We start from the raw sequence: 26,041 nt of genomic DNA on the forward strand, positions 1-26,041 counted from the left end.
ACACGGCACATCGGGTCCCTCGGGACACGATCGCCGTGGGTGGCGGTTCCCCTCGTACGTCCGGCCCGGCGCTTGGCCGTCGTGCTCTTCACGCCGGGTGTCTAGAGGCCGAACTCGAGGTGCTCGATGTCCGTGAAGCGGACCTCCTCCAGGCTCCCGGCGCGACGGCCGCCGTCCTGGAAGTACACCTCCCTGAGGGCTTCGGCCGCGATCTCCTGGAGGCGGGCGTCGCTCGCCCCCGCTTCCCGGGCGTCGAAGAGTCGGGCCGCGTACCGCGGAGGCAGGGCGACGGTCAGGTGCCGGACGCGGTCCTGGTCGGTCGACCCGATCGGCGCGGTGTAGCCCATGCGGGCGCGGGTGTCGATGACGATGCCGTCGGTGGTCGCCGCCCTCTGCCGGGCCCTGGCCCGGACCTGCGGCTGCCAGCGCCCGCGCACCTCGCGTTCGAGGCGCGCGGCGAGATCCGGGCGGGGCTTCCTGATCTGGTCCTTCACATACCGCTCGACGGTCCGCTGGGAGATCCGCAGCAACTGGGCGACCGCCTTGGTGCCCTTGAGCTGTCTGACCAGGTACCGCATCTGCGCGGGCGCGCTCTTGGGCGCCGGGCGGGTGAACGCCTTCTGCACCGCGGCGTCCAGGCCGTCCCCGAACACACTCATCGTCCGCTACTCCCCGTTGTCGGCATCGGTGACGGTGCCGTCCTTGATGTACCGGGCGAGGTTGAGTTCCGGGGCGGCGAACCGCTCGCGGACCTCCTCGCCCCACAACACGCTCTGGGTGCCCTCGTGTTTGACCAGCCCCGGATTGACACCCAGTTTGAAGCCGCCCGGCAGGGGCTTGCCCTCCCGGTAGGGCAGGAAGTCCAGCGGCGAGGTGCCGTCGGCCGCGTAGACGACGAAGTCGGACAGGACCGCGACCGGGTACTGCCCGGTGAACGCCGCGTGCTTGACGATCTTCCGGTGGAGGTTCACCCGGGTACGGGAGATGACCGCCGCCCGGATGTCCGGCCGCCAGGTCGGCCGGGACAGGGCGCGCCACGGCTCGCCGGGCCGCCAGCCCTCCCCGCGAGGCCGCTCGCGCAGCTTGCCCAGACCGCCCTTGACCGTCGCCTTGATGGCGGAGGCGACGACGGCGAGCTGCGGGTCGCGTTCCCGGTAGCCGTCCATCGCCGCCAGGAAGTCGGCGGGCGCCAGGTCGGTGCCGACGCCGAGGTCGGCCATGGTGGCGAGGTAGGCGTCGCGCAACCGCTGGTACCAGGACACCGTGGCCCGGCGCACCTTCAACGCGGCGGCGACCTCCTCCAGGGTCAGACCGTGCGCGACCCTCAGCCGCCTGCGCTCCTCCGCCGACGGCAACGGGGAGCGGGACGCGACCAGCGCGTCGACCGCGTCGAACAACTCGGACATGGAACACCTCCGGACCGACACGCTACCCGGACGCCGTACGGAGACCGTACGAACCGCGTACACATGTCGGCCCCGTGGCGACCCTTAAGCGGTGCGTCTTGCCTTGCCTATCGAAAAACGATAGATTCCCATCGTGGTTCGATCGAAGGAGTGGCGATGGGAAAACTGACCGTGCTCGCGCTGCGCGCCGTGCTCGTGGCACTGCTCGCCGGTTCGGTGTTCGTGCAGACGGTGATGGCGGTCCTGCTGGCCGTCGACGTCGAGGACAGCGCCCTCTCGGGCCGGCTCGTGCCGATCCTCACGATCGTGGTCCTCGGCGTGGTGGCGGCCCAGGTCGTGCTGGTCTGCGTATGGCGGCTGGTGACGATGGTGCGGCGCGGCACCGTCTTCTCCCTCGCCGCGTTCCGGCACGTACACCTGATCATCGGCGCGTTCCTGGCCGCCTCGCTGCTGGTGTTCGCGCTCGGGGTCGTCCTGGCGCCGGGCGAGGCCGTCGCCCCGGGCATCGTGCTCCTGCTGGGCGGAGCCGCGCTGGCCGTCTTCGGGGTCGCGCTCGTCGTCCTGGTGCTGCGGATGCTGCTCGCCCAGGCCGTCGCGCGGGACGTGGAGGCGTCGCGGATGCGGGCCGAGCTGGCCGAGGTGATCTGATGCCGATCGTCGTGGACATCGACGTGATGCTGGCCAGGCGGAAGATGTCCGTGGGCGAGCTGGCGGACCGGGTCGGCATCACCCCCGCCAACCTGGCCGTGCTCAAGAACGGCCGGGCCAAGGCGGTGCGGTTCACCACGCTCGCGGCGCTGTGCGAGGTACTGGAGTGCCAGCCGGGGGACCTGCTGCGCTGGGAGGGGGAAACACCGGCGGAGGCCGTCCAGGAGGGTGCGGCCTCCGCGGGCCCGGGCTCGTAGCCCGGCTCAGCCGATGCGGACGCTCGCGCCCGGGTCCAGCCGGTGGTAGCGGGCCGGGAGTCCTGGGCCCCGCTCGCCGAGGAAGCCCTCGACCATCGTCGTGCCGACGTCGTTGAGGGCGCCGTCGTGCACGGCGTAGGCATCCTGGGGGGCGACCTCGCGCACGTAGTCGATCAGATCGCCGACCGTGGACCAGGGGGCGTGCACGGGCAGCAGCAGCGTGTCGACGGGAGTGCCGGGGACGGTCAGGGCGTCGCCGGGGTGGAACAGGGACTGGTCCACCAGGAAGCCGATGTTGGGGATGCGCGGGACGTCCGGGTGGATGACCGCGTGCCAGGTCCCGTGGACCCGGATGTCGAAGCCGGCGACGCTGAAGGCGTCCCCGTCCCCGGTCGTGGCGACCTGGGTGCCGAGGCCGTCCAGGCGCTTCGCGACCGAGGTGTTGGTCCAGATGCGCAGACCCGGACGCGCCGCGGCCGCCCGGCGCAGCACCTCCTCCGAGAAGTGGTCGAAGTGCTCGTGCGTGACGAGCACGGCGTCGGCGCCGTCCAAGGCCCCGGGGTCGGTCAGACCGCCCGGGTCGATGACCAGGCGGTGCCCGTCCTTCTCCAGCCGCACGCACGCATGACCGAACTTGGTGAGTTCCATGACCGCGATGTCCTTCCGTCTCCACCGACCACGATATGTACAACTTAACTGTACAACTAGGTGATGAAGATACGGCTAGGATGGCCCCATGGACGAAGACGTGCTGGCCGAGGAGTTGCGGCGGTCGATCGGGGAGCTGGTCCGGGCGGTGCGAGCCGTGGACACCATGCCGCCCGGCGAGGCCGCCATCCTCGGATTCCTCGACCGTGACGGCCCCCTGACCACGGCCGACCTCGCCCGCCTGCGAGGCGTCACACACCAGTCGGCCGCCAAGTCGGTCAAGGACCTCTCCGCCGACGGCCTGGTCCACAGCGAGCGGCACCCCGACGACGGCCGCAAGTTCCTGCTGCGCCTCACCGACGCCGGCCGCTCCCGCCTCCAGCGGGAGCGCACCCTCCGCGCGGGCGCCCTCGGCACCGCCATCCGCGAGGCCTTCGACCCCGACGAAAGGCGGCGGCTGAGCGAGTCGGTCGCCCTGCTGTCCCGCCTGACGGCCCACCTCACCGGAGACTGACGGGGCGGCCGCGAGGCGATGTTGCCGCCGCACATGACGGTCACTAGAGTCGGTCGGGTGACTGCCGGGTCGGCCATGGGCCACGCACGAGTGAGGTTCCCGGCCTCGGCGTGAGCGCGAGGCGGGCAAGAGCCCCGCCCCCTCTTCTCCGCGTCCGAGTCCCCGGCGCCCCAATGCGGCGCGCCTCGTTCCAGCGGTTCCCCAGACCGGAGACACACCACTGATGACCACTGACCAGCGGCACCCGTCCGTACCCGAACTGCCGACGGGCGGCGTGCACTTGAACCACACCGCCGTCTACGCCCACGACCGGCACCTGTCCGCCGAGTTCCTCGCCGCGGTCCTGGGCCTGGAGGTCGGCGCCCCGTTCGGGCCGTTCCTGCCCCTCGACCTGGGCAACGGCGTCACGCTCGACTTCTACGAGAAGAGGGACGAGCCGATCCAGTCGCAGCACTACGCCTTCCTCGTCCCCGACGAGAGGTTCGACCCCCTCATCACGCGTCTGGAGAAGCTGGGGGTCACCTACTACGCCGACCCCGGCCACACCGAACCCGGCCGGATCAACCACCTGTTCGGCGGCCGCGGCGCCTATTTCGACGACCCGGACGGTCACAACATGGAGGTCATGACTCGGCCTTACGTCCGCCCTTAGAGCACGACGGGGGCCGGGCCGCGGCGGCGCTGGATCAAAGGCGGAGCAGACCGGTGGAGACGGTCCAGAGGCGCTCGGCGGTGGCGGGGTCGAGCGCCCACTCCTTGACGCCGTGCGGGTGGTGCGCGAGGTCGGCGTCGTCGGGCACCGTGTAGGCCTCCCGCGCGTCGTCGAGATAGTGGCCTCCGGAGTGGGCGAACTCGGGGGCGACGGCCGCGACGACGGTGGTGGCGGCACCCTGCTCGACCGTCTTGTACGTGAACACCCCGGCGGCCTCGGCCGCGTCGAGCGACGCCCGCTGTTCCGGCGTGAAGTGCCGCTGCAACCCCGTCGCCACACCGCCGGGGTTCACCGCGTTGGCGACGATTCCGTCGGACGCCCACAGGCGGGTCGCCTCGACCGCGAAGAGGGAGTTCGCCGTCTTCGACTGGGCGTAGGCGATCTGCGGGTCGTAGCCGCGGCGCTCGAAGTGGAGGTCGTCGAAGTCGATGCCGGACCGCATGTGCGCCGTCGAGCTGACCGAGACGATCCGTGCCCCGTCGCGGTCGGCAGCCCCCCGGGCCAGGGCGTCGCGCAGTCCGGTGGCCAGGGCGAAGTGGCCCAGGTGGTTCGTCGCGAACTGCAACTCCCAGCCCTCACGGGTCCGTTCGAGGCCGCCGGTGACCACGCCGGCGTTGTTGACGAGCAGGTGGAGCGGGCCGCTCCACGCGTCGGCGAACCGGGCGACGGTCTCCCGGTCGGCGAGGTCGAGCCGCACGACCCGGGGCCGGACCCCGCCGGTCGACTCCCCGATCGACCCGGCGACGGTGTCACCCGCGGCCGTGTTCCGGACGGCGAGCGTCACTTCCGCCCCCGCGGCGGTCAGCGCACGAGCCGTCTCGGCGCCGAGCCCGGAGGAGGCTCCCGTGACGATCGCGCGGACGCCGGTGAGGTCGATGTCCTCCAGCACCTCGTCCGCCGTGCTGGAGGAGGTGAAGGGCGTGGAGATGAGTCTGCGGGTGTCCATGCCGCCACTATACGAACTAGACGATAATTGTATAGTGCGGTTGGTGTTCGTATGCTGGCCCCATGAACAGTCCCGACGCCGACCGTCGAAGCGTGGTCCTGGAGTCCGCCATGGCCACGTTCGCGCGGTTCGGCTACCGGAAGACGTCGATGGATGAGGTGGCGCGCGCGGCGCACATCTCCCGGCCCGGGCTCTACTTCCTGTTCTCCTCGAAGGAGACCCTGTTCCGCGCCGCGGTGACGCAGGCCCTGGACCGCGACATCACCGCGGTCGAACAGATCCTGGCCGACAGCGGCCGACCTCTGCCGGAGCGACTCGTCGAGGCGTTCGACCGGTGGGCGGGCCGCTACATCGGTGGCCCGCTGACGCACGATGTCGTGACGGTCGTCGAGGACCACCCCGACCTCCTCGGTGAGATCGTCGAGACCGCGCCGCGACGTTTCGAGCTGCTGATCACCGACGCGATCGCCGTCGAGTCAGGACGAGAGGCCGCCGTGCCCGTCGCGCAGACGCTGATCAGCACATCGATCGGCCTCAAGCACCAGGTCGCGTCGAGGGAGTCGTACCTGGAGCGCCTGGCGGTCGCCGTCGGTCTCCTGGTGCGCTGAAGCGCTCGAGTCCGGGAACGCGCGAGCGGGGGAAGAAGCCTCGGCGACCGAGCCCTCCTGATCCGCGGCAACGCCGACCGCGAACTGCTGCAGATGGCACGCGGAGTCGACGTGGGTCTGGACGACGACCCGGTGTCCGTCTGGGGCGCCGCTCAGCTGCGGCCGGACCACCGGCGGCTCCTCGACGAGGACGTTCCACCGTCCGTCTCCACCGTGGTCTGCGGCCACACGCACATGCCGTTGGTCCGGCAGAGACGGTACGACGCTCCGCCCTGCCCGGCGTGGAACAGCAGGTGAAAAGGGGAGTGCCTGGTGCGCTTCCCGCCGGGGTGGGTCACGCCATGTCCCGAACCGACCAGACCCGTTGGCGCTGGGACGGCACGCCCCGCCCCGCCCTCAGGCCTGACGTGCCGCACCGTCTCCCGTTGCCCTACCGCTGCACGTGCTGCTACTCGTCGATCGCCGCTCCGAATCGCGCGTCGGCCGTCGGGGCTCCCAGACGCGCCCCGTCGTAGGTCCAGCTGCCGCGGGCGACGAGGCCCGACGACGACGCGGGCAGGACCCAGACGAAGCCGTCGTCGGTGTTCTCGCCCGGTGCCGCCGCCAACAGGCCGAAGAGGCCGTCCTTGTCGGCGTCGACCAGCCGGACCTGACCGCCCCAGCGATCGGACTTCTCCGCCGTTCCGGGAATGTCGGCGAGCTGCTGGTCGAAGCTCTTCACCCCGACGTCGCTGAAGCCGGTCGGGTCGCCGCGCAGCACCCACACGGCGCCCGCGTCGGGCACGGTGCCGATGTCCTCGCCGGGCGCACCGACGGCCAGGTCGGGGTGGCCGTCTCCGTCGGTGTCCCCGGCCGACAGTTCGGCGCCCCACTGGTCGCCCGCCTCCGCTGTCCCGGGCACGCCGGGGGAGTCCTGGGTCCAGTACTGCGCCGGTTCGGGCTCGAGCCCGGACAGGTCGCCGCGCCCGAGGTAGAGGGTGATTCCGCCGCCCCTCGGTGCGCCCGCCGCGGTGTCCCCGACGACGAGGTCGTCCTGTCCCGTGCCGTCCCAGTCGCCGGAGACGACGGCCGGGCCACCCGGGAACGTGCCCCCGTCGCCGAGAGCGGCGATGTCCGGTGCGCCGTGCAGGACGTGCACCGTGCCGGTACCCGGCTGCTCGTCGGTGGTGACACCGGAGACGGCCAGGTCGGCCCAGGAGTCCTCGTTGTAGTTGCCGTGGGTGAGGCCGCGGAACTCGAAGCCGGTGCCCGCCGGTGCGAAGTCGCTCGCCCGCACCCGGTGCTCCGACGGCGTCGGGCGCTGTGCCGCCTGGCCGGGCGCGAGGGTGAAGAACAGCAGGGCGTCGTCCTCCAGGACGGCGAGGGAATCACGCGGGTCGGTGTCCGGCTCCGCCGGGTCGGGGGCGGAGTACCGGGCCGCTTCGAGGGCCCGCCCGAAGTGGGCGTCGGCCCGCAGCGCGTCACTCTCCAGCCAGGTGCTGTCGGAGCCGTGCAGTCCGGTCGGTGATCCCCAGAAGACGACGGCACCGCCCGTGTCGGTCAGACCGGCGAGGTCTTCACCCGGGATACCGACGACGGCGTCGTCGTACCCGTCGTTGTCCAGGTCGCCGGAGGCGACGGCCCCGCCGAAGCCGTCGCCGGTTTCGACTCCGCCGGGTACGCCGGAGACGTTCTGGTGGAGCACGCTCTTGTTCGTCGTGCTCAGACCGCCGGACGAGCTGTACTGCACGGTGACGTAGCCGGCACCCGAGGCACCGTTCACCGTGGCGCCCGGAGCGCCGGTCAGCACGTCGTCGAATCCGTTGCCGTCGTAGTCGCAGTTGCGCTGCTGCCATCCGATGGACGGAAAGGGCACGGCGGCCGGGGCCGCCGGGGCCGCGGGGGCGGCGACGACCGCGCCGCCCGCGAGGGTGAGGAGTGCGGTGGCCGTGACGGCCGCTCGTCCGAGGTGATGCACGGGAGGACCTCCCTGGTCTGCGAGTGCCCACGGCTGCCCGCCGGCCGCGGCGGGGATGGGCGAGGACCGTGTGTGCGTCTCCCGCCGTGGAGCACTGCGGTGAGAGCACGGACCGTGCTGCGTTCACCGAGTAGACATCCGTACGCCGTAGAGGGTTGTACGGATGTCGATCCCGTTGCGCGAAGCGGCGTTTCGTGGCTTCCCCGAGGGGCCGTTACGGTCCCGGTTCATGGACTGGACATTCTCGACGGCCCACGAAATGGCCGCTGCCCTGCGTGCCGGCGAAGTGACCTCGGCGGAACTGACCGACGAGGCGATCACCCGTATCGAGCGGGACGACAAGGAGATCAACGCGATCTGTGTGCGGGACTTCGACCGGGCCCGGGCCGCAGCGCGCGGTGCCGACCAGGCGCGCGCCCGCGGTGAGGACCGGCCGCTGCTCGGCATACCGGTGACGGTCAAGGAGTCCTACGACGTCGCCGGGCTGCCCACCACCTGGGGCATGCCGCCGCACCGGAACCACATGCCGGCCGAGGACGCGGTACAGGTGTCACGGCTCAAGGGTGCGGGCGCGGTGGTGCTCGGCAAGACCAATGTGCCCTTCGGGCTGCAGGACGTGCAGAGCTTCAACGAGATCTACGGAACCACCAACAACCCGTGGGACCACCGGCGCACGTCGGGTGGGTCCTCCGGCGGATCCGCGGCCGCGCTGGCGTCCGGGTTCGGCGCGCTGTCCATCGGCTCCGACCTCGCCGGTTCGTTGCGCACCCCCGCACACTTCTGCGGTGTCTACGCGCACAAGCCGACGCTCGGGCTGGCGGCGGGCCGCGGTATGGTCCCGCCGTCCACGCAGGCGCTGCCGGTCGACCCGGACCTCGCCGTCGTCGGTCCGATGGCACGTACGGCCCGCGACCTCACGCTCCTGCTGGACGTCATGGCCGGGCCGGACCCGCTGACGCTCGGCGTGGCGTACGACTTGACGCTGCCGCCCGCGCGTCACGAGCGGCTCGGCGATTTCCGGGTCCTGGTCCTCGACGGGCATCCGCTCCTTCCGACCGGGGCCGCCGTACGGGCGGGCGTGAACAGGGTGGCCGACGCGCTCGCCGACGGCGGCGCCCGCGTCGAGCGGCTCAGTCCGCTGCTGCCCGACCTGGCCGAAGCCGCGCTGATCTACACGCAGTTGCTCTTCTCGGGCTCCGTCGCCCGCTTTCCCGTCGAGGCCTACGAGCAACTGCGCGACCACGCCGCCCGGTTGAGCGTGGACGACCGGAGTCTCGACGCCGCGCGGCTGCGCGGCATGGTGTTGAGCCACCGTGACTGGATCGAGGCGAACACCCGCCGCGAGCTGCACCGCCACGGGTGGCGGCAGTTCTTCGCCGAGTTCGACGCGGTGGTGTGTCCGATCACGCCCACTCCCGCGTTCCCGCACGACCACCACCCCGATCCGAGGGAACGCCGGCTCGACATCGACGGTGTCCAGTCCCCGTACTTCGATCAGCTCGTCTGGGCCGGACTGGCCACCATGCCCGGCCTGCCCGCCACCGCCGTACCCGCGGGCCGGTCACCCGAGGGCCTGCCGGTGGGGGTGCAGCTCATCGGCCCGATGTACGAGGACCGCACGCCGCTGCGGCTGGCCGAACTGCTCGAGCGGAGGATCGGCGGCTTCCGGGCGCCGTAGCAGGACGCCGGTGAGGTCAGGGAATCTCCTTGATCACCGTCGCCGGTACCCCCGCGACGACGGTCCGGGCGGGAACATCACGGGTCACGACGGCGCCGGCGGCGACCACGGCGTCGGCACCGATGGTCACCCCCTGCAGGATCACGGCGGACGCCCCGATCCAGACGTTGCGTCCGATCCGGATCGGGGCCGACGTGATCCCGGTGCGCCGCCGTGCCGGGTCCAGTGGGTGCCCGGAGGTGATCAGGCTGACGTCGGGGCCGAGCATCACGTCGTCGTCGACCTCGATGCCACCGACGTCGTTGAAGCGGCAGCCCTGGTTCACGAAGACGTTGCGACCCACGCGGATGTTCACACCGTGGTCGGTGAAGACGGGCGGGATCAGGTGGAAGGTCTCGTCCACCGCCTGCCCGGTCAGCTCGCTCCACCGCTGTTGAATCTCCTCCTGCTGTGCATACGCGAGCGCGTTGATCCGCTCGGCCATGCCGATCGCCCGCTGCACCTTCTGTACGAAGTCCATGTCACCCTCCCGCGACAACCGTCCTGTGATGGCTGCGAGTGAACCAACGCCGCGACCTCGCGGGCAAACAACCTTCGGAGCACCGGCCACAACCTCTGGTTGTGCCGCTACGCTCTCGGCATGGATGTCGAAGCGGTTCGGACGTTCGTGGCGGTAGCCGACGGCGGGCAGTTTCAGGCGGCGGCGGACGAGCTGGGCATCAGCCAGCAGGCGGTGTCCAAACGCATCGCGGCGCTGGAGAGGCACCTGGACGTCGCACTCCTGGTGCGGACCTCCCGAGGGTCTCGGCCGAGCCTGGACGGACAGGTCTTCCTGCCCCACGCCAGGAAGATTCTGACCGCGATCGAACAGGCCGAGCACGCCGTACGGCCGGGAAGCAGGCCCCTGCGGGTCGACGTCCTCAACCGGCGCATCGCCCCGGCCCAGGCCGTCTACCGCTTCTACCGCTCCCGCCCCGACACCGACCTCGACGTGGTCACCCTGAGCCGGGAGAACGCGGCCCAGGCGGCCCAGGCCGTGCTGGAGGGAACGGTCGACGCCACCTTCCGCGCACTGCCCGCGGACCAGGTCCCGGCCGGAATCAGCGCCGAACGGATCCTGGACGCCCCTCTGCAGCTCCTGGTCGGGCCCGCCCACCCGCTGGCGAACGCCCCCGCGGTCAGGCCGGCCGACCTCGCGGCGCACCGCGTCTGGGTGCCGGGCATCCGACCCGGCACGGAGTGGTCGGCGTTCTACGACGCGCTGTCCGAGGAGTTCGGACTGAGCATCGACGCCCTCGGCCCGAACTTCGGCGACGAGGCCCTCATGGACGCGCTGGCCGACTCGGCCTCCCTGGCCACCCTCGTCGGCGCCGGGGACCGGTACCTGTGGCCCCGGAGCCACGACTTGCGACGCGTCCCCCTGCACGACCCGACACCGGCCTACCCGCACACCCTGCTGCGCCGTACCGGAGACAGGCACCCGGTGCTGACCGAACTGCGCGACCACCTGCGCACGACCGCACCCGACCCGTCCGGTGAGATGTGGGTGCCGCGCTGGGCGTGCCCCGGAGGAGGGACGTGAGCGCGATGAGCCACTTGATACGGTGCAGGTCCACGTCGTGTCCGACGACGTCCATGACGACTCCAACCTGGGTAAGGAGCACGGCAGTGCCCCTGGTTTCCGTGGTGATGCCGGTGTACAACTCGGCCGCCACTCTCGGTGCGTCGGTGCGCTCCGTCCTCGCGCAGACCCACACCGACGTGGAACTCCTGGTCACCGACGACGCGTCCACCGACGGCTCCATGGACCTGCTCCAGGACTTGGCGCGCCGGGACGAGCGTGTGCGCCCGCGGGCGGCGCCCGAGCAGGGCGGCGCGGCCAGGGCCCGCAACCTCGCCCTTCAGCGGGCACGGGGGGAGTACGTGGCGTTCCTGGACAGCGACGACATGTGGCTCCCGGAGAAGCTGGAGCGGCAGCTCGCGTTCGCCGCCGGAGGCGAGGCCCCACTGACCTTCACCTCCTACTACAAGGTCGACGGCGACTTCACGGGCGAGGCCTGCGACTTCACGCCGAACGGGCGCGTGGTCACGGCGAGGGAACGGGTGACGTACAAGGACATGCTGGTGCAGGACCACATCGGGGCCCTGACCGCCATGTACGACCGGACCGTGCTGGGCACGAGGCTGATGCCGGACATGCCCAAACGGCAGGACTACGCGCTGTGGCTGTCGATCATGAGGGACGGGCACGCGGCCCGGGGGCTGCGGGAACCGCTGGCGGTCTACCGGGCCGGGCGGGCCGGATCGCTGTCCTCGAACAAGCTGGCGCTGGTGGAGCACAACTGGCGGCTGTACCGGGAGCACGAACACCTCTCGGTGCCGCGGTCCACGCTGGCGCTGTCCGGGGCCGTGTGGCACTCGCTGCGCAAGTCCCGGATCTGAGCCGACCGGCGATCGATATCCCCTTGGCCTAGTAGCTGTCGTAACTCGGCTTGCCGTTCGGCCGGTACACGCCGATGACGGTGCCGCCCTTCGTCGCCGAGACGCTGACCGGCTCCAGCGCGGTGGGGACGGCGCCGTCGGCGAACAGCCGCTTGCCGGTGCCGATGACGACCGGGTGGATGGTCAGCCGGTACTCGTCGACGAGATCGTGCCGCATGAGGGTCTGGGCGAGGTCGCCGCTGCCGACGACGTTGATGTCGCCACCCTCAGTCGTCTTGAGCCTGCGTACGGCATCGGCGACGTCGCCCTCCAGCAGGGTGGAGTTCTGCCACTCGACGGACGTCAGGCTCCGGGACGCCACGTACTTGTCCATGCTGTTCATCCGCTCGGTGAACGGGTTGCCGGGATCGGCGGTCGGCCAGTACGACGCGAAGATCTCGTACGTCTTGCGGCCGAGCAGCATCGCGTCGGAGTGCTCGTACCAGCCGGCGATGGCCGTGCCGACCTCGTCGTCGTCCACCGGCTTCTGCCAGCCGCCGTGCCGGAAGCCGCTCTCGGCGTCCTCGTCCGGACCACCCGGCGCCTGCATGACGCCGTCCAGTGTGAGGAACGTGCAAACGATGACCTTGCGCATGGTGCGCTCCCTTCGTCGAGGGGTAGACCACGCGGCGGCCGGAAACTCATCGGCGGAACGCGGGTCGCTCCGGCCACCCCCCGTCCGGGTACTCTCTCGGGGTGACGCAGCACCGTGTTCCCGAGGAGCGGCGGCCCGCGAACGAGGGGCGCAAGGCCGCTGCCCGTAACCGGGCGGCCCTGGTCGCCGCCGCACGGGCGATCTACTCGGAGCACGGCTTGGACGCTCCGCTCTCCGCCATCGCGCGTCGCGCCGGGGTCGGCCAGGGCGTTCTGTACCGGCACTTTCCCGACCGGGAGGCCGTGGCGACCGCGGTGCTGGAGGAGAACGTCCGGGAGGTGGAGCGGACGGCCGCGGCCCAGGACGCGGACCTGCCACGTGTGCTCGGTGTCCTGACCTGGCACCTGACGGAGTCGGCGGCGTTCATCGGCCTGCTGCACGCCGACGGGGCGGGCGGCCCTTCCAGTGTCCCCTCCGCCGCGCGCGACCTGTCCGAGCGGGTCGAACGTGCCCTGCGGTCGCGGCTGCCGGACGGTCACCGGCTGACCGCGGCGGACGACGACCTCATGATCGCCGTCGCCATGGTCTCCGGTGCCGTCATCGGCCCCACCCGCGAGCAGCGGGAGCGCCGGGCGCGGGCGGCATGGCGGCTGCTCGGCGTCGAGGTGGGACCGGTGCGCCCGTTCGCGGAGTGAGCGCAGCGGAGACCTCAGCCCCCGTTGGACTGGCGGATGCCCTTGCCCAGTGCGTCGAAGCTGTACAGGTAGCCTCCACCGGGCCCGCTCACGGTCATGTAGGCACTGGTGCCGCCGGGCGTGATGGCCACGTTGGTCGCCGATTCGAGCCCTCGAGCGGCACGGGCGGGAACCTCGACGGTGGCAAGGCGCTCACCGTACTTGTCGTAGACCGCCATCGCGGGGCGTCCGTGCAGGCCCTGGTACAGGTTGCCTTCCGCGTCCACCGCGATCGAGTCGGTCTGGGCGAGCCCGCCGTCGACCCGGATGGCGGTGTGCCGCGAAGCCACCCCGCCCTCGCCGTCCAGGAGGAGATACGAGACGCGGTTCTGCGTCAGCTCGCTGAACCACAGCCCGCGGTAGTCCGCGTCGAAGGAGATGCCGTTCGGCGACGCCAAGCCGTCCGCCAGGACCGTGGCCTCCTTTCCCGCGCGGTCGATCCGCACCACGCGGCCCCTCGCCTCGCCCTCGGACATGCCGCGGGAGTCGCTGACGTACAGGTTTCCCTCCCGGTCGAAGGCGAGGTCGTCGGGGTTCATCGGTGACCCCTCGACCTCGCCGGAGAAGAAGGTCCGCGGATCGCCGCCGTCCGGGGCCAGACTCACGATGTCCCCGTGGGAGAAGTCGGTCAGGTAGATCCGTCCGTCGTACGGGCTGAACTGGGCCGAGGTGTAGGTGCCGCGAGCGTCCGTGTGGACGGGCTCCGACGTCTTCTTTTGGACATTCACCCGCAGAACCTTCGGCTCGCCGGCCGGCGCGGTGACGTCGACGACGAGCAGTTGGCCGTCCTCGTCGAAGACCGGGCCCTCAAGGAGGGTCATCCCGGTCTGCTCGTGCACCTGCGTCAAGCGCATGACCTGTTGCGCGCGGAGGGTCCGGTCGCCTCCGCCGGTGCCCGGGTCCCGCGGCGCGCCGGCGGTCTGCGTGCCGCACCCCGCGAGGGCCAGCGCGCCCAGCGTGGTGATCCCGGCGAGGGACCGGATCGGGAGCCGTCGCATGTGCATCACTCTTCCTGTCCGAAAGTATGCGGAAGCAACCTACCGCCAACCGGACAACCTTGTCCGGTTGTTGCTACCGTAATGGATAGCTGCTCAAGTCCCTTCGGTTCCGGCCCGGTTCACGGACGAGTGGCTTCCTGACGGCGAAGCGGAAGGACAAGGTCCCCCCACATGGCACATTCACAGGAGCTGACTGTCGAGGTGCTCGGCGCACTCAGGGAGCGTTACCGGCGCGAGCGGGAGCGACGCGTACGCCCCGACGGCACCCGGCAGTACCTCGGCGCGGACGCCGAGTTCGGCTACTACGCCGCCGACCCCTACGCGGGGGAGACGGGCGGCCGCGAGCCCGTGCGGGACAGGGTGGACGTCGCGATCGTCGGCGGCGGATTCGGCGGCATCCTCGCGGGCGCGCGGCTGCGTCAGCAGGGGGTGGAGCGCGTCCGCGTCATCGAGAAGGGCGGCGACCTCGGGGGCACCTGGTACTGGAACCGCTACCCCGGCATCCACTGCGACATCGAGGCGCACGTGTACCTGCCGATGCTCGACGAGACCGGCTACGTACCGGAGTGGAAGTACGCCCCCGGCGAGGAGATCCGCCGGCACGCGGTGCGTATCGGCGAGAAGTTCGACCTCTACGCGGACGCCCTGTTCTCCACCGCGGTCACCTCGCTCACCTGGGACGACGCGACCGGCACGTGGATCGTCACGACCGACCGGCACGACGAGTTCCGGGCGACCTACGTCGTCACCGCCACCGGGACCCTGTCGGAGCTGAAGCTGCCGGGCATCCCCGGCATCGAGCGGTTCGAGGGCCACACCTTCCACACCTCGCGCTGGGACTACGCCTACACCGGGGGCGGCCCGGACGGCGGCCTGACCGGCCTCGCGGACAAGCGGGTGGGAGTGGTGGGCACCGGCGCCACCGGCATCCAGGTCGTACCGAAACTGGCCGAGGACGCCGGACATCTCTACGTCTTCCAGCGGACACCCTCCACCGTGGACGTGCGCGGCAACCGCCGCACCACCGCGCGCGACGTCGGCGCCGACCGCCCCGGCTGGGCCGGCGAGCGCCGCGACAACTTCCTGCGCATCGTCTCCGGCGAGGCCGCGGAGGAGGATCTCGTCGCCGACCGGTGGACCGCGACGGCAGGTCTCCTGGAGAAGCTGCTGCCGAGCTTTCGCCGGCAGGGCGACCGGGCGGCGTTCGAAGCGGCCTACGAGGTCGCGGACGCCGCCAAGATGAACGAGATCCGCGCCCGCGTGGACGACGTCGTGACCGACCCGGACACGGCGGACAGGCTCAAGCCCTGGTACCGGTACGCGTGCAAGCGCCCGACCTTCTCCGACCTGTATCTCCAGACGTTCAACCGAGCCAACGTCACCCTCGTCGACACCGCGGACACCCACGGCATCGAGCGGATGACCGAGCGCGGCGTCGTGGTCGGTGACACCGAGTACCCCCTCGACTGCCTCGTCTTCGCCACCGGCTTCTCCGTGGGCGTCTCGGGCGTCCACTCGGGCCGCCTCCCCGTGCGGGGCCGCGGCGGCATCCGGCTGCGGGACGCGTGGGCCGAGCGTGGCCCACGGACCTTGCACGGATTCACCAGCAACGGCTTCCCCAACCTGATCCAGCTGGGCGGGACGCAGAGCGCCAGCAGCGTCAACTACACCCACGTACTGGACGAGCACGCCGTCCACGGCGCAGCCCTCATCGCGGCCGCCGAGGCGCGGGGCGCCGTCATCGAACCGTCCCGCGAATCCGAGGACGCCTGGATCGCCACCCTGGCCGAACACGCCCCCGACCACGCCTGGTTCCACGCCGAATGCACCCCCGGCTACTACAACGGCGAGGGACGCGGCAGGCCGAACGGCCCCACCGCCTACCCCCACGGTGCCGTCGCCTTCCACGAACTCCTCGAGCGGTGGCGCGAGGAGTCCATGGACGAGATCCTGACCCCCAGGACACGGGGGTAGGTTCCTGCCGGCGGTTCCCTCGTGGGAACCGGTGCCGCGTCAGACCGCGGACCAGCCGTCGTCGACGGGCAGGATCGCGCCGTTGATGTTGCTCGCGGCCTCCGAGGCCAGGAACAGGATCGCTGCCGCCTGCTCCTCGGGCCGGGACACCCGGCCGAGGTTGACGAAGTGCGGACCGAGCGCCGCCGGGCCGTGCGCCGTCCGGTCGGCCTCCACCGCGATGGCGGTCGCGGTGCCGCCCGGGCACACGGCGTTGGCGCGGATACCGGCCTTGCGGTACATCACCGCCAGCGACTTGGTCAGTCCCACCACACCGTGCTTGGACGCCGTGTAGGCGGCGCCCGCCGCGCTGCCGCGCAGGGAGGCCTCGGAGGCGGTGTTCACGACGGCGCCGCCGCCCGCGGCCAGCATGTGCGGCAGTACGGCGCGGGCGAGCAGGAAGGGTGCCGTGAGGTTGACCCTGATGACCCGCTCCCATTCGGCGTCGCTCACGTCGGCCAGAGCCGACATGCTGTCCATGATTCCCGCGTTGTTCACCAGGACGTCCACACCGCCGAACCGCTCCACGGCCGTGGCGGTCACCTGGTCGACGACGGCCTGCTCGCTCAGGTCGCCCGTCACGGCCACCGCGGTGCCGCCCGACCGCTCGATCTCCTCGACGGTCGCCGCGGCACCGTCGGCGTTGAGGTCCGCCACCACGACGCGGTCCCGCTGGGCGGCGAAGGCCAGCGCGGCCGCGCGGCCTATGCCCGATCCCGCCCCGGTGACGATCACGCCGCGTCCGTTCAGGCCCTTGGTCATCAACTGCTCCGTTCAGAGACGTGCCGACGCGGCGGACAGCTGCCCCGCCGTGCCGGCACCCTACAAGTTTGTGTCTCGCAGTGACATAAAGTCGTGGGGCAGAATACCCACGACACCGATCACCGGCGCCGGAGGGCCAGATGACCGCACCCCGCGGACGGACGGGGCGACCGCCGCTGACCGACGAACGCAGGGCCGCCATCCGGCTGCAGATCGCTCGCGCCGCGGTCGGCCTGTTCATCGCCCAGGGCGTCGCCGCGACCACGGGCGAGCAGATCGGGCAGGCGGTCGGCGTCTCCGCACGGACGGTGTGGCGGTACTTCCCCACCAAGGAGAGCTGCGTACGGCCGCTGTTCTCGACCGGCATCGACCTGATCGCCGCCGCGCTGCGGGAGTGGCGTCCCGGCAGACCCCTCCAGGACGCCTTCGACCAGGTGTGGGCCGACGACGAGGAACTGGCCGGGCCGGACGTGGGTGCCCTGCTCCGGCTGACCCGCACCGAACCGGGCCTGCGCGCGGTCTGGCTGCAGACCCGCGACGAAGCGGAACCCGCCTTCGCGCGCGCCCTCGCCGAGCGTGCCGGGCTGCCCGACGACGACGTACGGCCTGCCGTCTGGGCGGCCATGCTCAACGCCGCGCTGCGTGCGGCCGTCGAACACCACGCCTACCGATCGGCCGAGCCGGAATCCGGCCCCGTGCCCGCCCGAGCCGACCTCGCGGCCACTCTGCGTACCGCCTTGGACCTCACCGCGGCCGGCCTCACCTGACTCCGGCACCGGTCGCGTCGACGTGCCTCGGCAGCCCTGCGGTCGCCCCGGCGAAACCGAGGTGCCCCAGCGGGCCCCGGTCGGGTAGCGTGCGGGCCATGTCGAGTCCTGAGTCGGACGAGGTGGGGGCTTTCGGTCACGCCGTCAGCCCCTGAACCACTGAGATCACAGCCCTGCCGTCGCGCCGCGTTCCGCGGTGGGACGGGTGTCTCCTGGGGGCTGACCGCGGTGACGAGATGACCTCCTCGTGCCTCTCCTCACCTCGGAGCCACTCGATGCCTTTCCCGCTGTACCTGCTTGCCCTGGCGGTCTTCGCCATGGGCACCTCGGAGTTCATGCTCGCCGGCCTCTTGCCGGACATCGCCTCGGACCTCGACGTCACCGTCGGGACGGCAGCCACGCTCACCTCGGCCTTCGCGGTCGGCATGGTCGTCGGCGCACCCTTGGTGGCCGCGCTCGCTCGCACGTGGCCCAGGCGCTCCAGCCTTCTGGGGTTCGTCCTCGTCTTCGCGGCGGCTCACGCCGTCGGCGCCACCACAACCGACTTCCCGGTGCTGTTCACGACCCGGGTCGTCGCCGCGCTCGCGAACGCGGGGTTCCTCGCCGTCGCTCTGACGACCGCCGCGGCGCTGGTCCCGCCCGACAAGAAGGGGCGCGCGCTGGCCGTACTGCTGTCGGGCACGACGGCGGCCACGGTCGCCGGTGTCCCTGGCGGATCGGTACTCGGCGCGTTGCTCGGCTGGCGGGCCACCTTCTGGGCCGTCGCCGCCCTCTGCCTGCCCGCCGCCATCGGCATGCTCGCCGGGCTCCCCGCGCACCGCGCGCGGAACGGCACGGCCGACGAGCCCGCCTTGCGGACCGAACTCGCCCAGCTCACCAGGCCGAGACTGCTGCTGGTGATGCTGCTCGGCGCGCTGGTGAACGCGGCGACGTTCGCGAGCTTCACCTTCCTCGCCCCCGTGGTGACCGACACCGCCGGGCTGGGCGAGCTGTGGATCTCTGTCGTCCTGGTGCTCTTCGGCGCCGGTTCCTTCGTCGGCGTCACCGTCGCCGGGCGGCTCTCCGACCAGCGCCCCGGCCTGGTCCTCGCGGTCGGCGGTCCGCTGCTGCTCCTCGGCTGGCCGGCCCTGGCCGTGCTGGCCGACGAGCCGGTCGCCCTGGTCCTGCTCGTGTTCGTGCAGGGCGCGCTGTCGTTCGCGTGGGGCAGCACGCTGATCACCCGGGTCCTCTACGAGGCCGCGGGAGCCCCCACCATGGCCGGCTCGTACGCGACCGCGGCCCTCAACGCCGGTGCCGCCGTAGGCCCCCTCGTCGCCGCGACCACCCTGGGCACCGCGGCCGGAGACCTCGGGCCACTGTGGGCGAGCGGACTCATGATCGCCGTCGCACTGCTCATCGCGTTCCCTTTCCGCGCCGTGATCGCGGCAGGCCGAAGCGCCGAGATGCTCCGGTGACACGCAGGAGGAGCCGCCTTCGGCCATGACACGGCGGCGAGGACCGCGTGCACCCGCAGGCCGTTCAGCATTACTTGCCTACCGGGAAAGTCCTGGGTAACTTTCCCGGTAGGAAAGTGCAGAGGGATGCAACATCACACGGGGAGGCGGTGGCCGTGACCACACCGGTCGACGCGGAACAGGCGTGGAGGGACCTGCAGCGCATCCGGGTGCCGCAGGAGCGGGTGTACGACGAGGTCGAGCGGTCGGCGTCCGGCGGGCCCGGCGCGACCTGCGCGACGGCCGTGAGCATGTGGGTCTTCCTGGTCGTCACCGGTCTGGAGCTGCCCGGGTGGGGTGTCTGGCTGGCGCTCGCCGGATATCTCGCGGTGCTGGGCGCGGTGGCCCGGACGTACAGCCGCAGGAGCCGGGTCCGCCTGCACCACTCCCGCTGCGACTGGCGGATGCTCGCGAGCTTCGTCGCGGGAGCGGTAGTGACCGGCGGGACGGTCCTGCTCTCGGGCCGGCTGGTCGAGCCCCTGGAGCCGATGACGGGTGCGTTGATCCAGGCCACGGTCTCGGCGTCCGTGTTCGTCCTGTTCGTCGGTCCGATGAGCCGCTGGTCGATGAGTTCCCTGCGCGGCCGGGGGGACGGGACGGTCGGCGAGGGGGTGGGCAGGTGAGCGTTCCCACCGGCTTCGACGAGCTGATCCATCCCGCCACCCGGCTGTCGGTGGTCGCGCTGCTCGCCCCCACCGAATGGGCGGAGTTCGCCTTCGTGCGCGACAGCCTCTCGCTCAGCGACTCCGCGCTCTCGAAGCAGCTCCACACCCTGGAGGAGGCCGGATACCTGGAGCTGCGCAAGGTGGGCGCTGGCCGCAAGCGGCGTACGAACGTCCGGCTGACGGACCGGGGGCGCGCCGCGTTCGAAGGACACGTCGCGGCGCTCCGGGCGATCGTCGAGGGCGCCGGGGCACCGGCCCGGCAGCACCCGACGGAGGCGGCACGGTGACGCGGCAGCACACCTCCGAAGAGACCGTCGTCGAGGCGCGCGGCGTGACGATGGCGTACGGCGGTGTCGACGTCCTGCGCGGCGTGGACCTGGACATCCACCGCGGTGAGGTCTTCGCCCTGCTGGGGCCCAACGGCGCCGGGAAGACCACCACCGTCGAGATCCTCGAGGGCTTCCGGCGGCGCTCGGCCGGTGACGTCCGCGTCCTCGGCACCGACCCCGAGCGCGGCAACGACGACTGGCGCGGCCGGATCGGACTGGTCCTGCAGTCCTGGCGCGACCATCCCCGCTGGAGAGTCGCCGAACTCCTCACGCACTTCGCCACGTACTACCCCGACCCGCGCGACCCGGCCGAACTGCTGGCGCTGGTCGGCCTCGACGAACAGGCCGGGCGGCAGGTGAACCGGCTCTCCGGCGGCCAGCGCCGACGGCTGGACGTCGCGCTCGGCATCGTCGGCCGCCCCGAACTGCTCTTCCTCGACGAGCCGACCACCGGCTTCGACCCCGAGGCGCGGCACGAGTTCCATCTCCTGGTCGAGCGGCTGGCCCGCGACGAGGACGTCACCGTGCTGCTCACCACCCACGACCTGGTGGAGGCGGAGCGGCTCGCCGACCGGATCGCGATGCTGGTCGGCGGCCGAATCCGCGCCTGCGGCACCCCGGCCGAACTGGCCCGGCGGGCCGCCGCCGAGGCCGAGGTCCGCTGGACGGCCGACGACGGGACGCCCCGGCGCGCACGCACGGCGGACCCGTCGCAGCTGGTCTGGGAACTCCACCGGGACGCGGCCGGGCCGGTCCCCGGCCTGGAGGTCCGCCGCCCGACGCTGGAGGACACCTACCTGCACATGGTGCACCGGGCGGGCGACGGCCCGGAGGGGGAGACGCAGGCCGCATGAAGGGAACACACATGACGGGGCACTGGCGTGCCGGACTCCAGCGCGGCGGCATCGAACTGCGCCAGCTGCTGCGCAACCCGAAGGAACTGACCGGCCATCTGACCAACGTGCTCGTCGCGCTGGTCGTCGCCGCCTTCGTCGGCGACGACGTGCCGGGCACCCAGACGCCGATGGCCCACCTGGTGCTGGCCGGCTTCGCCGCCTACCTGCTGTTCCAGATCGGGCTCGTCAATCTTCCGCAGATCCTCGTGACCGAGCGCGAGGAGGGCGCCCTGCTGCGGCTGCGCGCGACCCCGGGCGGCATACGCGCGTATCTCGTCGCCAAGTGCGTCCTGGTGGTCGTCACCGCGCTCGGCACCCTGGCGCTGCTCCTGCTGACGGCGGCCGTGTTCGTGGACGGGCCGCTGCCGCACGGACCGGGCGGCTGGCTGACGCTGCTGTGGGTCACCACGCTCGGGCTGCTCGCCGTCGTGCCGCTGGGCGCGGCGATCGGCGCCGTGCTGCCCAACCCGCGCGAGGCGCTGGCGCATCATGCTGCCGGTGATGGGGCTGCTGGTCACGTCCGGGACGGTGTTCCCGATCACCTCACTGCCCGTGCCGGTCCAGCAGGTGGCCTCCGTCTTCCCGCTCAAGTGGATGGCACAGGGCCTGCGTTCGGCGCTGCTGCCGGACGCGGCGCGCACCGCCGAGGCGGCAGGCTCCTGGGAACTGCCCGTGGTCGCCCTGGTCCTGACCGCCTGGACCGTCCTCGGCTTCCTCCTCGCCGTCCCGCTGCTGCGCCGCGCCGCCCGCCGCGAGTCCGGCTCCCGCCTGAGCGCGCGCCGCCGCAGGGCGGAACAGAGCGGGGCACTGTCCGCATAGGGGGGTGCGTCCGTGAACGGCGGCGATCTCACACTTCGAATTCGAAGCAGTACACTCCGGTCATGCCTGATTCACCGCCATCGCTCGACCCCGTGCAGCTCGGCGCCTACTTCGACCTCATCGAGGTCACGAGCCTGCTCCGGCATGCGGTCGAGCAGCAGCTGCGCGACACCGGCGGCCTCAGCTACGTGCAGTTCCAGCTCCTGGCCCGCCTCGGAGACTCGCCGACGGGCAGCCACCGCATGACCGACCTGGCCGACGGCGTCGTCTACAGCCGCAGCGGCCTGACGTACCAGGTCGGTCTGCTCGAAAAGGACGGCCTGGTCGTCCGTGCCCCCTCGCCGGACGACGAGCGGAGCATCACCGTCACCCTCACCGATGCCGGGCGCGAGCTGCTTGCGAAGGTGCTGCCGGGCCACGTCGAGGTGGTCAGCGGCCTCCTGTTCGAACCGCTTTCACGCACCGACGTCCAGACTCTCGCCCGCCTGCTGGCGCCGGTGCGCGACCACATGCGCTCGGCACCGCCCCGCTCGGCCGCGCCCCGCCGCCGCAAAGGAGGAGCACCCTGAACGGCGCGGGCCGGTCCTCGATGACACAGCCGACCCCCGTGGAACACGCGGAAGTTCTGCTCCTCGGAGGACGAGCCGGGGTCGGGAAGACGACGGTGGGGTGGGAGGTTTCGGCGCTGCTGCGCTCCGAGGCGGTCGCTCACGCGATCATCGACGGTGACTTCATGGGGCAGGTGCATCCGGCTCCGGACGGGGACCCTCACCGCGCGGAGATCACCGAGATCAATCTGACCGCCGTGTGGGCGAACTTCGCCCGGCGCGGCTACAGACGCCTGATCTACACGAACACCATGAGTGTGCTGCCGGCGGCGACAGGCATGTTCGAGCGTGCCATGGGGGCCGGAGTGGGGATCACACGGGTCCTGCTCACCGCTTCGGACGCCACCGCCCGCGAGCGGCTGTCGGGACGGGAACTCGGCTCGGAGTTGGAGCAGGAGCTGGCAGGAAGTGTCCGCAAGGCGCGGCTCCTGGACCGGCAGGCCCCCGCCGACACCGTGCGCGTGGCGACGGACGGACGGCTCGTCGTGGACATCGCGCGGGAGGTGGTCGCCGCCACCGGTTGGGCCGGGCCTCACGTCGGCTGAGACGTCCTCCACCCGTGCAGCGGTCCGACAGCGGGGATTGCATGTGCCGTAGCGGCATGTGGTCCAGTAGGCGGCGAGCACGACGTCGAGAGGTTCCCCGCATGCCTTTTCCTGCGATTCCCCGCCGGGTCAAGATCGGCGATGCCGCCGCGTTCGCCGGGACCACACCCCGCGCCATCCGTCACTACCACGCCATCGGGCTCCTCGCCGAACCGGAACGCGGCGGCGACGACCGCCGCCGCTACGGATACGACGACATGATCCGCCTGCTGTGGATCCGCAGGATGGCCGATGCGGGTGTTCCCCTGGAGGACATCCACGCCTCCTTCGAAGGCGCGACCGAGGTCGGCCAGTCCCTGGCCCGCCTGGAGGAGTCCCTCGCCGCCAAGGCGGCCGCCATCGAGGCCCAGCGGGTCGCCGTGAACCGTCTGCGCGAGGCGGGCAGCCCCCTCGGCCTGCTCTCCCCGCTGGTCGTCGGCCTCCTGCGCGAGCTGCCGCCCGGAGCCCTGCGCTCCGCCGACCTCGACACCCTCCTGGTCACGGAGCGCGTCTTCGGCCCCCTGGGCGCCGCCGCCCAGGCCCACCGGTTCATCGTCCTGGCCACCCACCCCGAGCTGCGGGCCGAGGAGGACCGGCTGGCCGAGGCCGAGGCGGCCCTGGACGACACCGTGGCCCCCGACGCGCCCGGCGTCGAAGACCTGGCCGCCCGGCGATGTGCTCACGAGAGCGCCCTGGCAGCCGCCATCGAAGGGTCAGGACTGGAGGAGGCCCTCGACGCCCTCCTGGACCGGGAGGACGAGCACGCCGGCGAGGAAGGAGCCGGGGTGAGGATGAGCGCGATGGAGGCCGTCGGCAGGATGCCGTACGACTTCTCCCCGGCCCGCGTCCGGTACGAGGAACGCGTCATCGAACTGCTTCACTCGGCCGATCAGGACGGCGACACAGACCCACCGGCCCGCTGACCGGCGTCGAAATCCGGAGCGATGGCGGCTAGTGCGGCGTGATCCGCCGCAGGACGAGGAGGGTGGCGTCGTCCGTGCGGTGCGGGCCGTCGAGGCGCGCCACGAGGTCCTCGGCGTAGCTGTGCAGCTCGTCACGGCCCGGGCCCGGGGCCGTCGTCCGGAAGGACAGCGCGGCGGCGTCGAGGAGGCGCAGGGTGTCCTGGTCCGGGTCGCTGCCCCGGCGTTCGGTGAGGCCGTCCGAGTACATGAGGACGATGTCGCCGGTGCGGAGCGCTGCCCCGGCGGCGGTGTAGGACGTGCAGGGCAGGACGCCGAGGGGGAGGCCCGGCCCGCCCGGGGGAGACGGCAGGGGCGTGGCGCGGCCGTCGCGGACCAGCACCGGGTTGGGGTGCCCGGCGCACGTCCAGCTGAGCAGCGACCGCTCGGGGTGGTACCGGGCGATGACGGCGGTGGCGGTGGACTCGATGCCGTCCGCGCAGGCCGTTTCGTTGAGCCAGTACGTCAGTTGCTCGACGGGTTGCTCCGTGTACGCGAGTCCGGCCAGCGCATAGCGCAGTTTCGCCATCAGGGTGACCGCGGCCAGCCCGTGTCCCCGGGCGTCTCCGAGCGCGACGAGGAGTCGGCCGTCGGGAAGCCTGCGGGCCTTGTACCAGTCGCCTCCCACTCCGGCCTCGCGGGCGTCGGGCCGGTACACGACCGTTGCCTGCAGACCGTAGGAGGCCAGCTCGTCGTGGAAGTGCGGGAGTACCGCTTCCCGCAGGGCCTCCGCGACCTCGCCGAGTGTCTTGACGTGCTGGCGCTGACGGCGTGCCTCCCGCTCGGCGTGGTCCGCCGATTCGCGGCGGCGGCGCTCGGCGGTGACGTCGGTGAACACGGCGCGGACTCCCCAGACCAGGCTGCCGGGGGCGATCCGTACGGGCTCGGCGGTCATGCGGGTGATCCGGCCGGGCGTGCTGTGCAGGCGCAGGGAGCAGTGGGCCGTCCGCTTGCGCAGGATGACCTCGTAGAGCATCTGGTAGAGGCCGGGCAGGCTGTCGGGCGTGGCGGCGCCGGCCAGGTCGGACAGGGTGGGCAGCGGGTCGCTCTCCGGCAGTCCGAGTGCCTGGCGGAACCCCCGGGAGGGCTCGACGCCGTCGTCTCCGAGGTTCCACTCCGCCCAGCATGTGCGCACCAGGCGCTGGGCCGCGGCCGACATGAGGAGGCGGTGCCCGCGTTCCCAGGTGAGCAGCAGTTGGTCACCGCAGGGGCCCACTCGGACGTCGGCGATGAGCCGCACCGGTCCCGACGTGGCGTTGGCGACCCACTCGACGGCCGTGGGCCCCTGGACCTCGTGGTCGCGGTGCGCGCGACTGATCATCCCGGGCAGGGGCGTCCGGTACAGGGAGGGAAACCGCTCGTACAACGACACCGGCCCCGACCAATCGGGGACCGGGCTGTCCGGGAACCGCTCGGCCGCGTAGGCCACGGCTGCCGCGTTGTGGCTCGTGCAGTGGACGTCGACGATGTCGCCGTCGTCGCCGGACACGGGGGTCAGGAGGAGGGCCGGCACGGGGAGGGCGTCGAGAACCTCGCGTCCGCCGGGGAACGCGGCGGTCGGCAGCACCGTCGGCCGGACCGGCCCCTGGGACGGGGACCGGTGTGCCCGGGCGTAGGAATGGATGCGCCGACGCTGCGACTTCAGCAGTTCTCTGATCGCCGTCAGTTCCAGACGGGCACGTGCGTCGGGTCCCGAGGGGAGATCATCCATGGACGCTCGGGCCTCCAGCGGGGTGCGGCGGGGCAGTACCGAACAGTCTCGGCACTGGAGACGTGGTTGACCACTGGGGAGGGGCCGTGCGGCGGGCGCTTCATTCACCCTGGGGCCATGTATCCGTCGTCTCTGGGCTGCCAAGGTGATGCGCGCCCTCCGCCTGCGTTCTCGACCATGTGACGTCGTCCCAGTGGTGGGGGCGGTCGCGAGCCCGACGCCGGATGCGCGTCGGCTCCGTACGCTCCCTGAC

At 71.8% G+C, this 26,041-nt stretch carries 28 protein-coding genes and 2 pseudogenes; 20 read left to right on the forward strand and 10 right to left on the reverse strand.

The features are described 5' to 3' along the window. Nucleotides 1-101: 101 nt before the first annotated feature. Together tpg and ACGH52_RS37195 are read right to left on the reverse strand one after the other, a co-directional pair. On the reverse strand, nucleotides 102-659 hold the full coding sequence (gene tpg / locus ACGH52_RS37190; RefSeq protein WP_059296441.1) for a telomere-protecting terminal protein Tpg: 558 nt from the start codon (nucleotides 657-659) through the stop codon (nucleotides 102-104). Between the two features lie 6 nt (nucleotides 660-665). Next, a pseudogene (locus tag ACGH52_RS37195) lies at nucleotides 666-1,256 on the reverse strand (transcriptional regulator); the annotation flags it as partial. Nucleotides 1,257-1,562: 306 nt separating this feature from the next. Between ACGH52_RS37195 and ACGH52_RS37200 the strand changes: the two are divergent. Further along, nucleotides 1,563-2,054 carry a DUF2975 domain-containing protein gene (locus ACGH52_RS37200; protein WP_059296439.1) on the forward strand — a complete coding sequence of 164 codons (492 nt, stop codon included), beginning with the start codon at nucleotides 1,563-1,565 and terminating at the stop codon, nucleotides 2,052-2,054. After that, nucleotides 2,054-2,311, forward strand: a complete 258-nt coding sequence (locus ACGH52_RS37205; RefSeq protein ID WP_059296438.1) for a helix-turn-helix transcriptional regulator — start codon at nucleotides 2,054-2,056, stop codon at nucleotides 2,309-2,311. Before ACGH52_RS37200 ends, ACGH52_RS37205 begins: the two co-directional genes overlap by 1 nt. A gap of 6 nt (nucleotides 2,312-2,317) precedes the next feature. Here ACGH52_RS37205 and ACGH52_RS37210 read toward each other — a convergent pair whose 3' ends face one another. Then, entirely contained in the window at nucleotides 2,318-2,959 is a 642-nt protein-coding gene (locus ACGH52_RS37210) for an MBL fold metallo-hydrolase (protein ID WP_399945989.1), read from the reverse strand. An 88-nt stretch (nucleotides 2,960-3,047) separates the two neighbouring features. Here ACGH52_RS37210 and ACGH52_RS37215 point away from each other — a divergent pair, with 88 nt between their 5' ends. Beyond that, on the forward strand, nucleotides 3,048-3,473 hold the full coding sequence (locus ACGH52_RS37215) for a MarR family winged helix-turn-helix transcriptional regulator (protein ID WP_121704087.1): 426 nt from the start codon (nucleotides 3,048-3,050) through the stop codon (nucleotides 3,471-3,473). Nucleotides 3,474-3,696: 223 nt separating this feature from the next. Further along, nucleotides 3,697-4,125 carry a VOC family protein gene (locus ACGH52_RS37220; protein ID WP_121704086.1) on the forward strand — a complete coding sequence of 143 codons (429 nt, stop codon included), beginning with the start codon at nucleotides 3,697-3,699 and terminating at the stop codon, nucleotides 4,123-4,125. A 34-nt stretch (nucleotides 4,126-4,159) separates the two neighbouring features. Here the strand turns inward: ACGH52_RS37220 and ACGH52_RS37225 are convergent, their stop codons facing one another. After that, complete coding sequence (locus ACGH52_RS37225) at nucleotides 4,160-5,131, reverse strand: SDR family NAD(P)-dependent oxidoreductase (protein WP_121704085.1); 972 nt, start codon at nucleotides 5,129-5,131, stop codon at nucleotides 4,160-4,162. A gap of 62 nt (nucleotides 5,132-5,193) precedes the next feature. Between ACGH52_RS37225 and ACGH52_RS37230 the strand changes: the two genes are divergently transcribed. Together ACGH52_RS37230 and ACGH52_RS37235 are read left to right on the forward strand one after the other, a co-directional pair. Next, a complete protein-coding gene (locus ACGH52_RS37230) occupies nucleotides 5,194-5,739 on the forward strand; it encodes a TetR/AcrR family transcriptional regulator (RefSeq protein ID WP_247700476.1) in 546 nt (181 codons plus the stop codon). Between the two features lie 93 nt (nucleotides 5,740-5,832). Beyond that, nucleotides 5,833-6,036, forward strand: coding sequence for a hypothetical protein (locus ACGH52_RS37235; RefSeq protein WP_399945994.1), 204 nt, complete (start codon nucleotides 5,833-5,835; stop codon nucleotides 6,034-6,036). Nucleotides 6,037-6,187: 151 nt separating this feature from the next. Here ACGH52_RS37235 and ACGH52_RS37240 read toward each other — a convergent pair whose 3' ends face one another. Next, nucleotides 6,188-7,696: an FG-GAP-like repeat-containing protein gene (locus ACGH52_RS37240; protein WP_210976009.1), complete on the reverse strand. Its 1,509-nt coding sequence runs from the start codon at nucleotides 7,694-7,696 to the stop codon at nucleotides 6,188-6,190. Between the two features lie 229 nt (nucleotides 7,697-7,925). Here ACGH52_RS37240 and ACGH52_RS37245 point away from each other — a divergent pair, with 229 nt between their 5' ends. Continuing rightward, complete coding sequence (locus ACGH52_RS37245) at nucleotides 7,926-9,374, forward strand: amidase (protein WP_399945997.1); 1,449 nt, start codon at nucleotides 7,926-7,928, stop codon at nucleotides 9,372-9,374. A gap of 16 nt (nucleotides 9,375-9,390) precedes the next feature. Here ACGH52_RS37245 and ACGH52_RS37250 read toward each other — a convergent pair whose 3' ends face one another. After that, nucleotides 9,391-9,894, reverse strand: coding sequence for a DapH/DapD/GlmU-related protein (locus ACGH52_RS37250; RefSeq protein ID WP_059296429.1), 504 nt, complete (start codon nucleotides 9,892-9,894; stop codon nucleotides 9,391-9,393). A gap of 120 nt (nucleotides 9,895-10,014) precedes the next feature. On the opposite strand from ACGH52_RS37250, the gene ACGH52_RS37255 reads away from it, so the two are divergent. Together ACGH52_RS37255 and ACGH52_RS37260 are read left to right on the forward strand one after the other, a co-directional pair. Further along, nucleotides 10,015-10,956: a LysR family transcriptional regulator gene (locus ACGH52_RS37255; protein ID WP_121704080.1), complete on the forward strand. Its 942-nt coding sequence runs from the start codon at nucleotides 10,015-10,017 to the stop codon at nucleotides 10,954-10,956. Nucleotides 10,957-11,042: 86 nt separating this feature from the next. After that, nucleotides 11,043-11,816 carry a glycosyltransferase family 2 protein gene (locus tag ACGH52_RS37260; RefSeq protein WP_076972435.1) on the forward strand — a complete coding sequence of 258 codons (774 nt, stop codon included), beginning with the start codon at nucleotides 11,043-11,045 and terminating at the stop codon, nucleotides 11,814-11,816. 28 nt (nucleotides 11,817-11,844) lie between these two features. Here the strand turns inward: ACGH52_RS37260 and ACGH52_RS37265 are convergent, their stop codons facing one another. Next, on the reverse strand, nucleotides 11,845-12,450 hold the full coding sequence (locus ACGH52_RS37265; protein WP_076972434.1) for a dihydrofolate reductase family protein: 606 nt from the start codon (nucleotides 12,448-12,450) through the stop codon (nucleotides 11,845-11,847). A 101-nt stretch (nucleotides 12,451-12,551) separates the two neighbouring features. Here ACGH52_RS37265 and ACGH52_RS37270 point away from each other — a divergent pair, with 101 nt between their 5' ends. After that, on the forward strand, nucleotides 12,552-13,145 hold the full coding sequence (locus tag ACGH52_RS37270; RefSeq protein ID WP_059296425.1) for a TetR/AcrR family transcriptional regulator: 594 nt from the start codon (nucleotides 12,552-12,554) through the stop codon (nucleotides 13,143-13,145). 14 nt (nucleotides 13,146-13,159) lie between these two features. On the opposite strand, the gene ACGH52_RS37275 is transcribed toward ACGH52_RS37270, so the two are convergent. After that, on the reverse strand, nucleotides 13,160-14,182 hold the full coding sequence (locus ACGH52_RS37275) for an SMP-30/gluconolactonase/LRE family protein (RefSeq protein ID WP_193777849.1): 1,023 nt from the start codon (nucleotides 14,180-14,182) through the stop codon (nucleotides 13,160-13,162). Between the two features lie 171 nt (nucleotides 14,183-14,353). Between ACGH52_RS37275 and ACGH52_RS37280 the strand changes: the two genes are divergently transcribed. Next, nucleotides 14,354-16,156 (forward strand): NAD(P)/FAD-dependent oxidoreductase, encoded by a 1,803-nt coding sequence (locus ACGH52_RS37280; RefSeq protein WP_121704076.1) that lies wholly within the window; start codon nucleotides 14,354-14,356, stop codon nucleotides 16,154-16,156. Nucleotides 16,157-16,195: 39 nt separating this feature from the next. On the opposite strand, the gene ACGH52_RS37285 is transcribed toward ACGH52_RS37280, so the two are convergent. Continuing rightward, nucleotides 16,196-16,957 (reverse strand): SDR family NAD(P)-dependent oxidoreductase, encoded by a 762-nt coding sequence (locus tag ACGH52_RS37285; protein WP_210976003.1) that lies wholly within the window; start codon nucleotides 16,955-16,957, stop codon nucleotides 16,196-16,198. 140 nt (nucleotides 16,958-17,097) lie between these two features. On the opposite strand from ACGH52_RS37285, the gene ACGH52_RS37290 reads away from it, so the two are divergent. The 9 genes and pseudogenes from ACGH52_RS37290 to ACGH52_RS37330 all read left to right on the forward strand — a co-directional run bounded on the left by ACGH52_RS37290 (nucleotide 17,098) and on the right by ACGH52_RS37330 (nucleotide 24,041). Beyond that, the gene (locus ACGH52_RS37290; protein WP_399946005.1) at nucleotides 17,098-17,724 is read left to right on the forward strand and encodes a TetR/AcrR family transcriptional regulator; all 627 of its coding nucleotides are present in this window, start codon (nucleotides 17,098-17,100) and stop codon (nucleotides 17,722-17,724) included. 275 nt (nucleotides 17,725-17,999) lie between these two features. Further along, nucleotides 18,000-19,178: a Cmx/CmrA family chloramphenicol efflux MFS transporter gene (locus tag ACGH52_RS37295; RefSeq protein WP_399946008.1), complete on the forward strand. Its 1,179-nt coding sequence runs from the start codon at nucleotides 18,000-18,002 to the stop codon at nucleotides 19,176-19,178. A 155-nt stretch (nucleotides 19,179-19,333) separates the two neighbouring features. Next, complete coding sequence (locus ACGH52_RS37300) at nucleotides 19,334-19,840, forward strand: hypothetical protein (protein WP_059297183.1); 507 nt, start codon at nucleotides 19,334-19,336, stop codon at nucleotides 19,838-19,840. Continuing rightward, nucleotides 19,837-20,169 (forward strand): transcriptional regulator, encoded by a 333-nt coding sequence (locus ACGH52_RS37305; protein ID WP_399946011.1) that lies wholly within the window; start codon nucleotides 19,837-19,839, stop codon nucleotides 20,167-20,169. The genes ACGH52_RS37300 and ACGH52_RS37305 overlap by 4 nt, the downstream gene beginning before the upstream one ends. A 50-nt stretch (nucleotides 20,170-20,219) precedes the next feature. Continuing rightward, the gene (locus ACGH52_RS37310; protein ID WP_399947009.1) at nucleotides 20,220-21,065 is read left to right on the forward strand and encodes an ABC transporter ATP-binding protein; all 846 of its coding nucleotides are present in this window, start codon (nucleotides 20,220-20,222) and stop codon (nucleotides 21,063-21,065) included. 11 nt (nucleotides 21,066-21,076) lie between these two features. Beyond that, nucleotides 21,077-21,926: pseudogene (locus ACGH52_RS37315) on the forward strand (ABC transporter permease). A gap of 62 nt (nucleotides 21,927-21,988) precedes the next feature. Further along, nucleotides 21,989-22,495 (forward strand): MarR family winged helix-turn-helix transcriptional regulator, encoded by a 507-nt coding sequence (locus ACGH52_RS37320; protein ID WP_210975999.1) that lies wholly within the window; start codon nucleotides 21,989-21,991, stop codon nucleotides 22,493-22,495. Nucleotides 22,496-22,533: 38 nt separating this feature from the next. Further along, nucleotides 22,534-23,079 (forward strand): hypothetical protein, encoded by a 546-nt coding sequence (locus ACGH52_RS37325; protein ID WP_059297182.1) that lies wholly within the window; start codon nucleotides 22,534-22,536, stop codon nucleotides 23,077-23,079. 101 nt (nucleotides 23,080-23,180) lie between these two features. Beyond that, a complete protein-coding gene (locus tag ACGH52_RS37330; protein WP_399946015.1) occupies nucleotides 23,181-24,041 on the forward strand; it encodes a MerR family transcriptional regulator in 861 nt (286 codons plus the stop codon). Between the two features lie 28 nt (nucleotides 24,042-24,069). On the opposite strand, the gene ACGH52_RS37335 is transcribed toward ACGH52_RS37330, so the two are convergent. Beyond that, nucleotides 24,070-25,788, reverse strand: coding sequence for a PP2C family protein-serine/threonine phosphatase (locus tag ACGH52_RS37335; protein WP_399946018.1), 1,719 nt, complete (start codon nucleotides 25,786-25,788; stop codon nucleotides 24,070-24,072). Nucleotides 25,789-26,041 lie beyond the last annotated feature (253 nt).

Source organism: Streptomyces sp. BBFR25, from assembly GCF_044590125.1.
GTDB lineage: Bacteria > Actinomycetota > Actinomycetes > Streptomycetales > Streptomycetaceae > Streptomyces > Streptomyces canus_D.

What these genes read in the sequence shown, in the direction of transcription:
- ACGH52_RS37245 (WP_399945997.1), top strand. Translation starts at nt 7,926, where the DNA reads ATGGACTGGACATTCTCGACGGCCCACGAAATGGCCGCTGCCCTGCGT.
- ACGH52_RS37295 (WP_399946008.1), top strand. Translation starts at nt 18,000, where the DNA reads ATGCCTTTCCCGCTGTACCTGCTTGCCCTGGCGGTCTTCGCCATGGGC.
- ACGH52_RS37310 (WP_399947009.1), top strand. Translation starts at nt 20,220, where the DNA reads ATGGCGTACGGCGGTGTCGACGTCCTGCGCGGCGTGGACCTGGACATC.
- ACGH52_RS37285 (WP_210976003.1), bottom strand. Translation starts at nt 16,957, where the DNA reads ATGACCAAGGGCCTGAACGGACGCGGCGTGATCGTCACCGGGGCGGGA.
- ACGH52_RS37225 (WP_121704085.1), bottom strand. Translation starts at nt 5,131, where the DNA reads ATGGACACCCGCAGACTCATCTCCACGCCCTTCACCTCCTCCAGCACG.
- ACGH52_RS37320 (WP_210975999.1), top strand. Translation starts at nt 21,989, where the DNA reads ATGCCTGATTCACCGCCATCGCTCGACCCCGTGCAGCTCGGCGCCTAC.
- ACGH52_RS37230 (WP_247700476.1), top strand. Translation starts at nt 5,194, where the DNA reads ATGAACAGTCCCGACGCCGACCGTCGAAGCGTGGTCCTGGAGTCCGCC.
- ACGH52_RS37280 (WP_121704076.1), top strand. Translation starts at nt 14,354, where the DNA reads ATGGCACATTCACAGGAGCTGACTGTCGAGGTGCTCGGCGCACTCAGG.
- ACGH52_RS37330 (WP_399946015.1), top strand. Translation starts at nt 23,181, where the DNA reads ATGCCTTTTCCTGCGATTCCCCGCCGGGTCAAGATCGGCGATGCCGCC.
- ACGH52_RS37200 (WP_059296439.1), top strand. Translation starts at nt 1,563, where the DNA reads ATGGGAAAACTGACCGTGCTCGCGCTGCGCGCCGTGCTCGTGGCACTG.
- ACGH52_RS37220 (WP_121704086.1), top strand. Translation starts at nt 3,697, where the DNA reads ATGACCACTGACCAGCGGCACCCGTCCGTACCCGAACTGCCGACGGGC.
- tpg (WP_059296441.1), bottom strand. Translation starts at nt 659, where the DNA reads ATGAGTGTGTTCGGGGACGGCCTGGACGCCGCGGTGCAGAAGGCGTTC.
- ACGH52_RS37265 (WP_076972434.1), bottom strand. Translation starts at nt 12,450, where the DNA reads ATGCGCAAGGTCATCGTTTGCACGTTCCTCACACTGGACGGCGTCATG.
- ACGH52_RS37275 (WP_193777849.1), bottom strand. Translation starts at nt 14,182, where the DNA reads ATGCGACGGCTCCCGATCCGGTCCCTCGCCGGGATCACCACGCTGGGC.
- ACGH52_RS37210 (WP_399945989.1), bottom strand. Translation starts at nt 2,959, where the DNA reads ATGGAACTCACCAAGTTCGGTCATGCGTGCGTGCGGCTGGAGAAGGAC.
- ACGH52_RS37215 (WP_121704087.1), top strand. Translation starts at nt 3,048, where the DNA reads ATGGACGAAGACGTGCTGGCCGAGGAGTTGCGGCGGTCGATCGGGGAG.
- ACGH52_RS37335 (WP_399946018.1), bottom strand. Translation starts at nt 25,788, where the DNA reads ATGGATGATCTCCCCTCGGGACCCGACGCACGTGCCCGTCTGGAACTG.
- ACGH52_RS37205 (WP_059296438.1), top strand. Translation starts at nt 2,054, where the DNA reads ATGCCGATCGTCGTGGACATCGACGTGATGCTGGCCAGGCGGAAGATG.
- ACGH52_RS37255 (WP_121704080.1), top strand. Translation starts at nt 10,015, where the DNA reads ATGGATGTCGAAGCGGTTCGGACGTTCGTGGCGGTAGCCGACGGCGGG.
- ACGH52_RS37235 (WP_399945994.1), top strand. Translation starts at nt 5,833, where the DNA reads ATGGCACGCGGAGTCGACGTGGGTCTGGACGACGACCCGGTGTCCGTC.
- ACGH52_RS37250 (WP_059296429.1), bottom strand. Translation starts at nt 9,894, where the DNA reads ATGGACTTCGTACAGAAGGTGCAGCGGGCGATCGGCATGGCCGAGCGG.
- ACGH52_RS37290 (WP_399946005.1), top strand. Translation starts at nt 17,098, where the DNA reads ATGACCGCACCCCGCGGACGGACGGGGCGACCGCCGCTGACCGACGAA.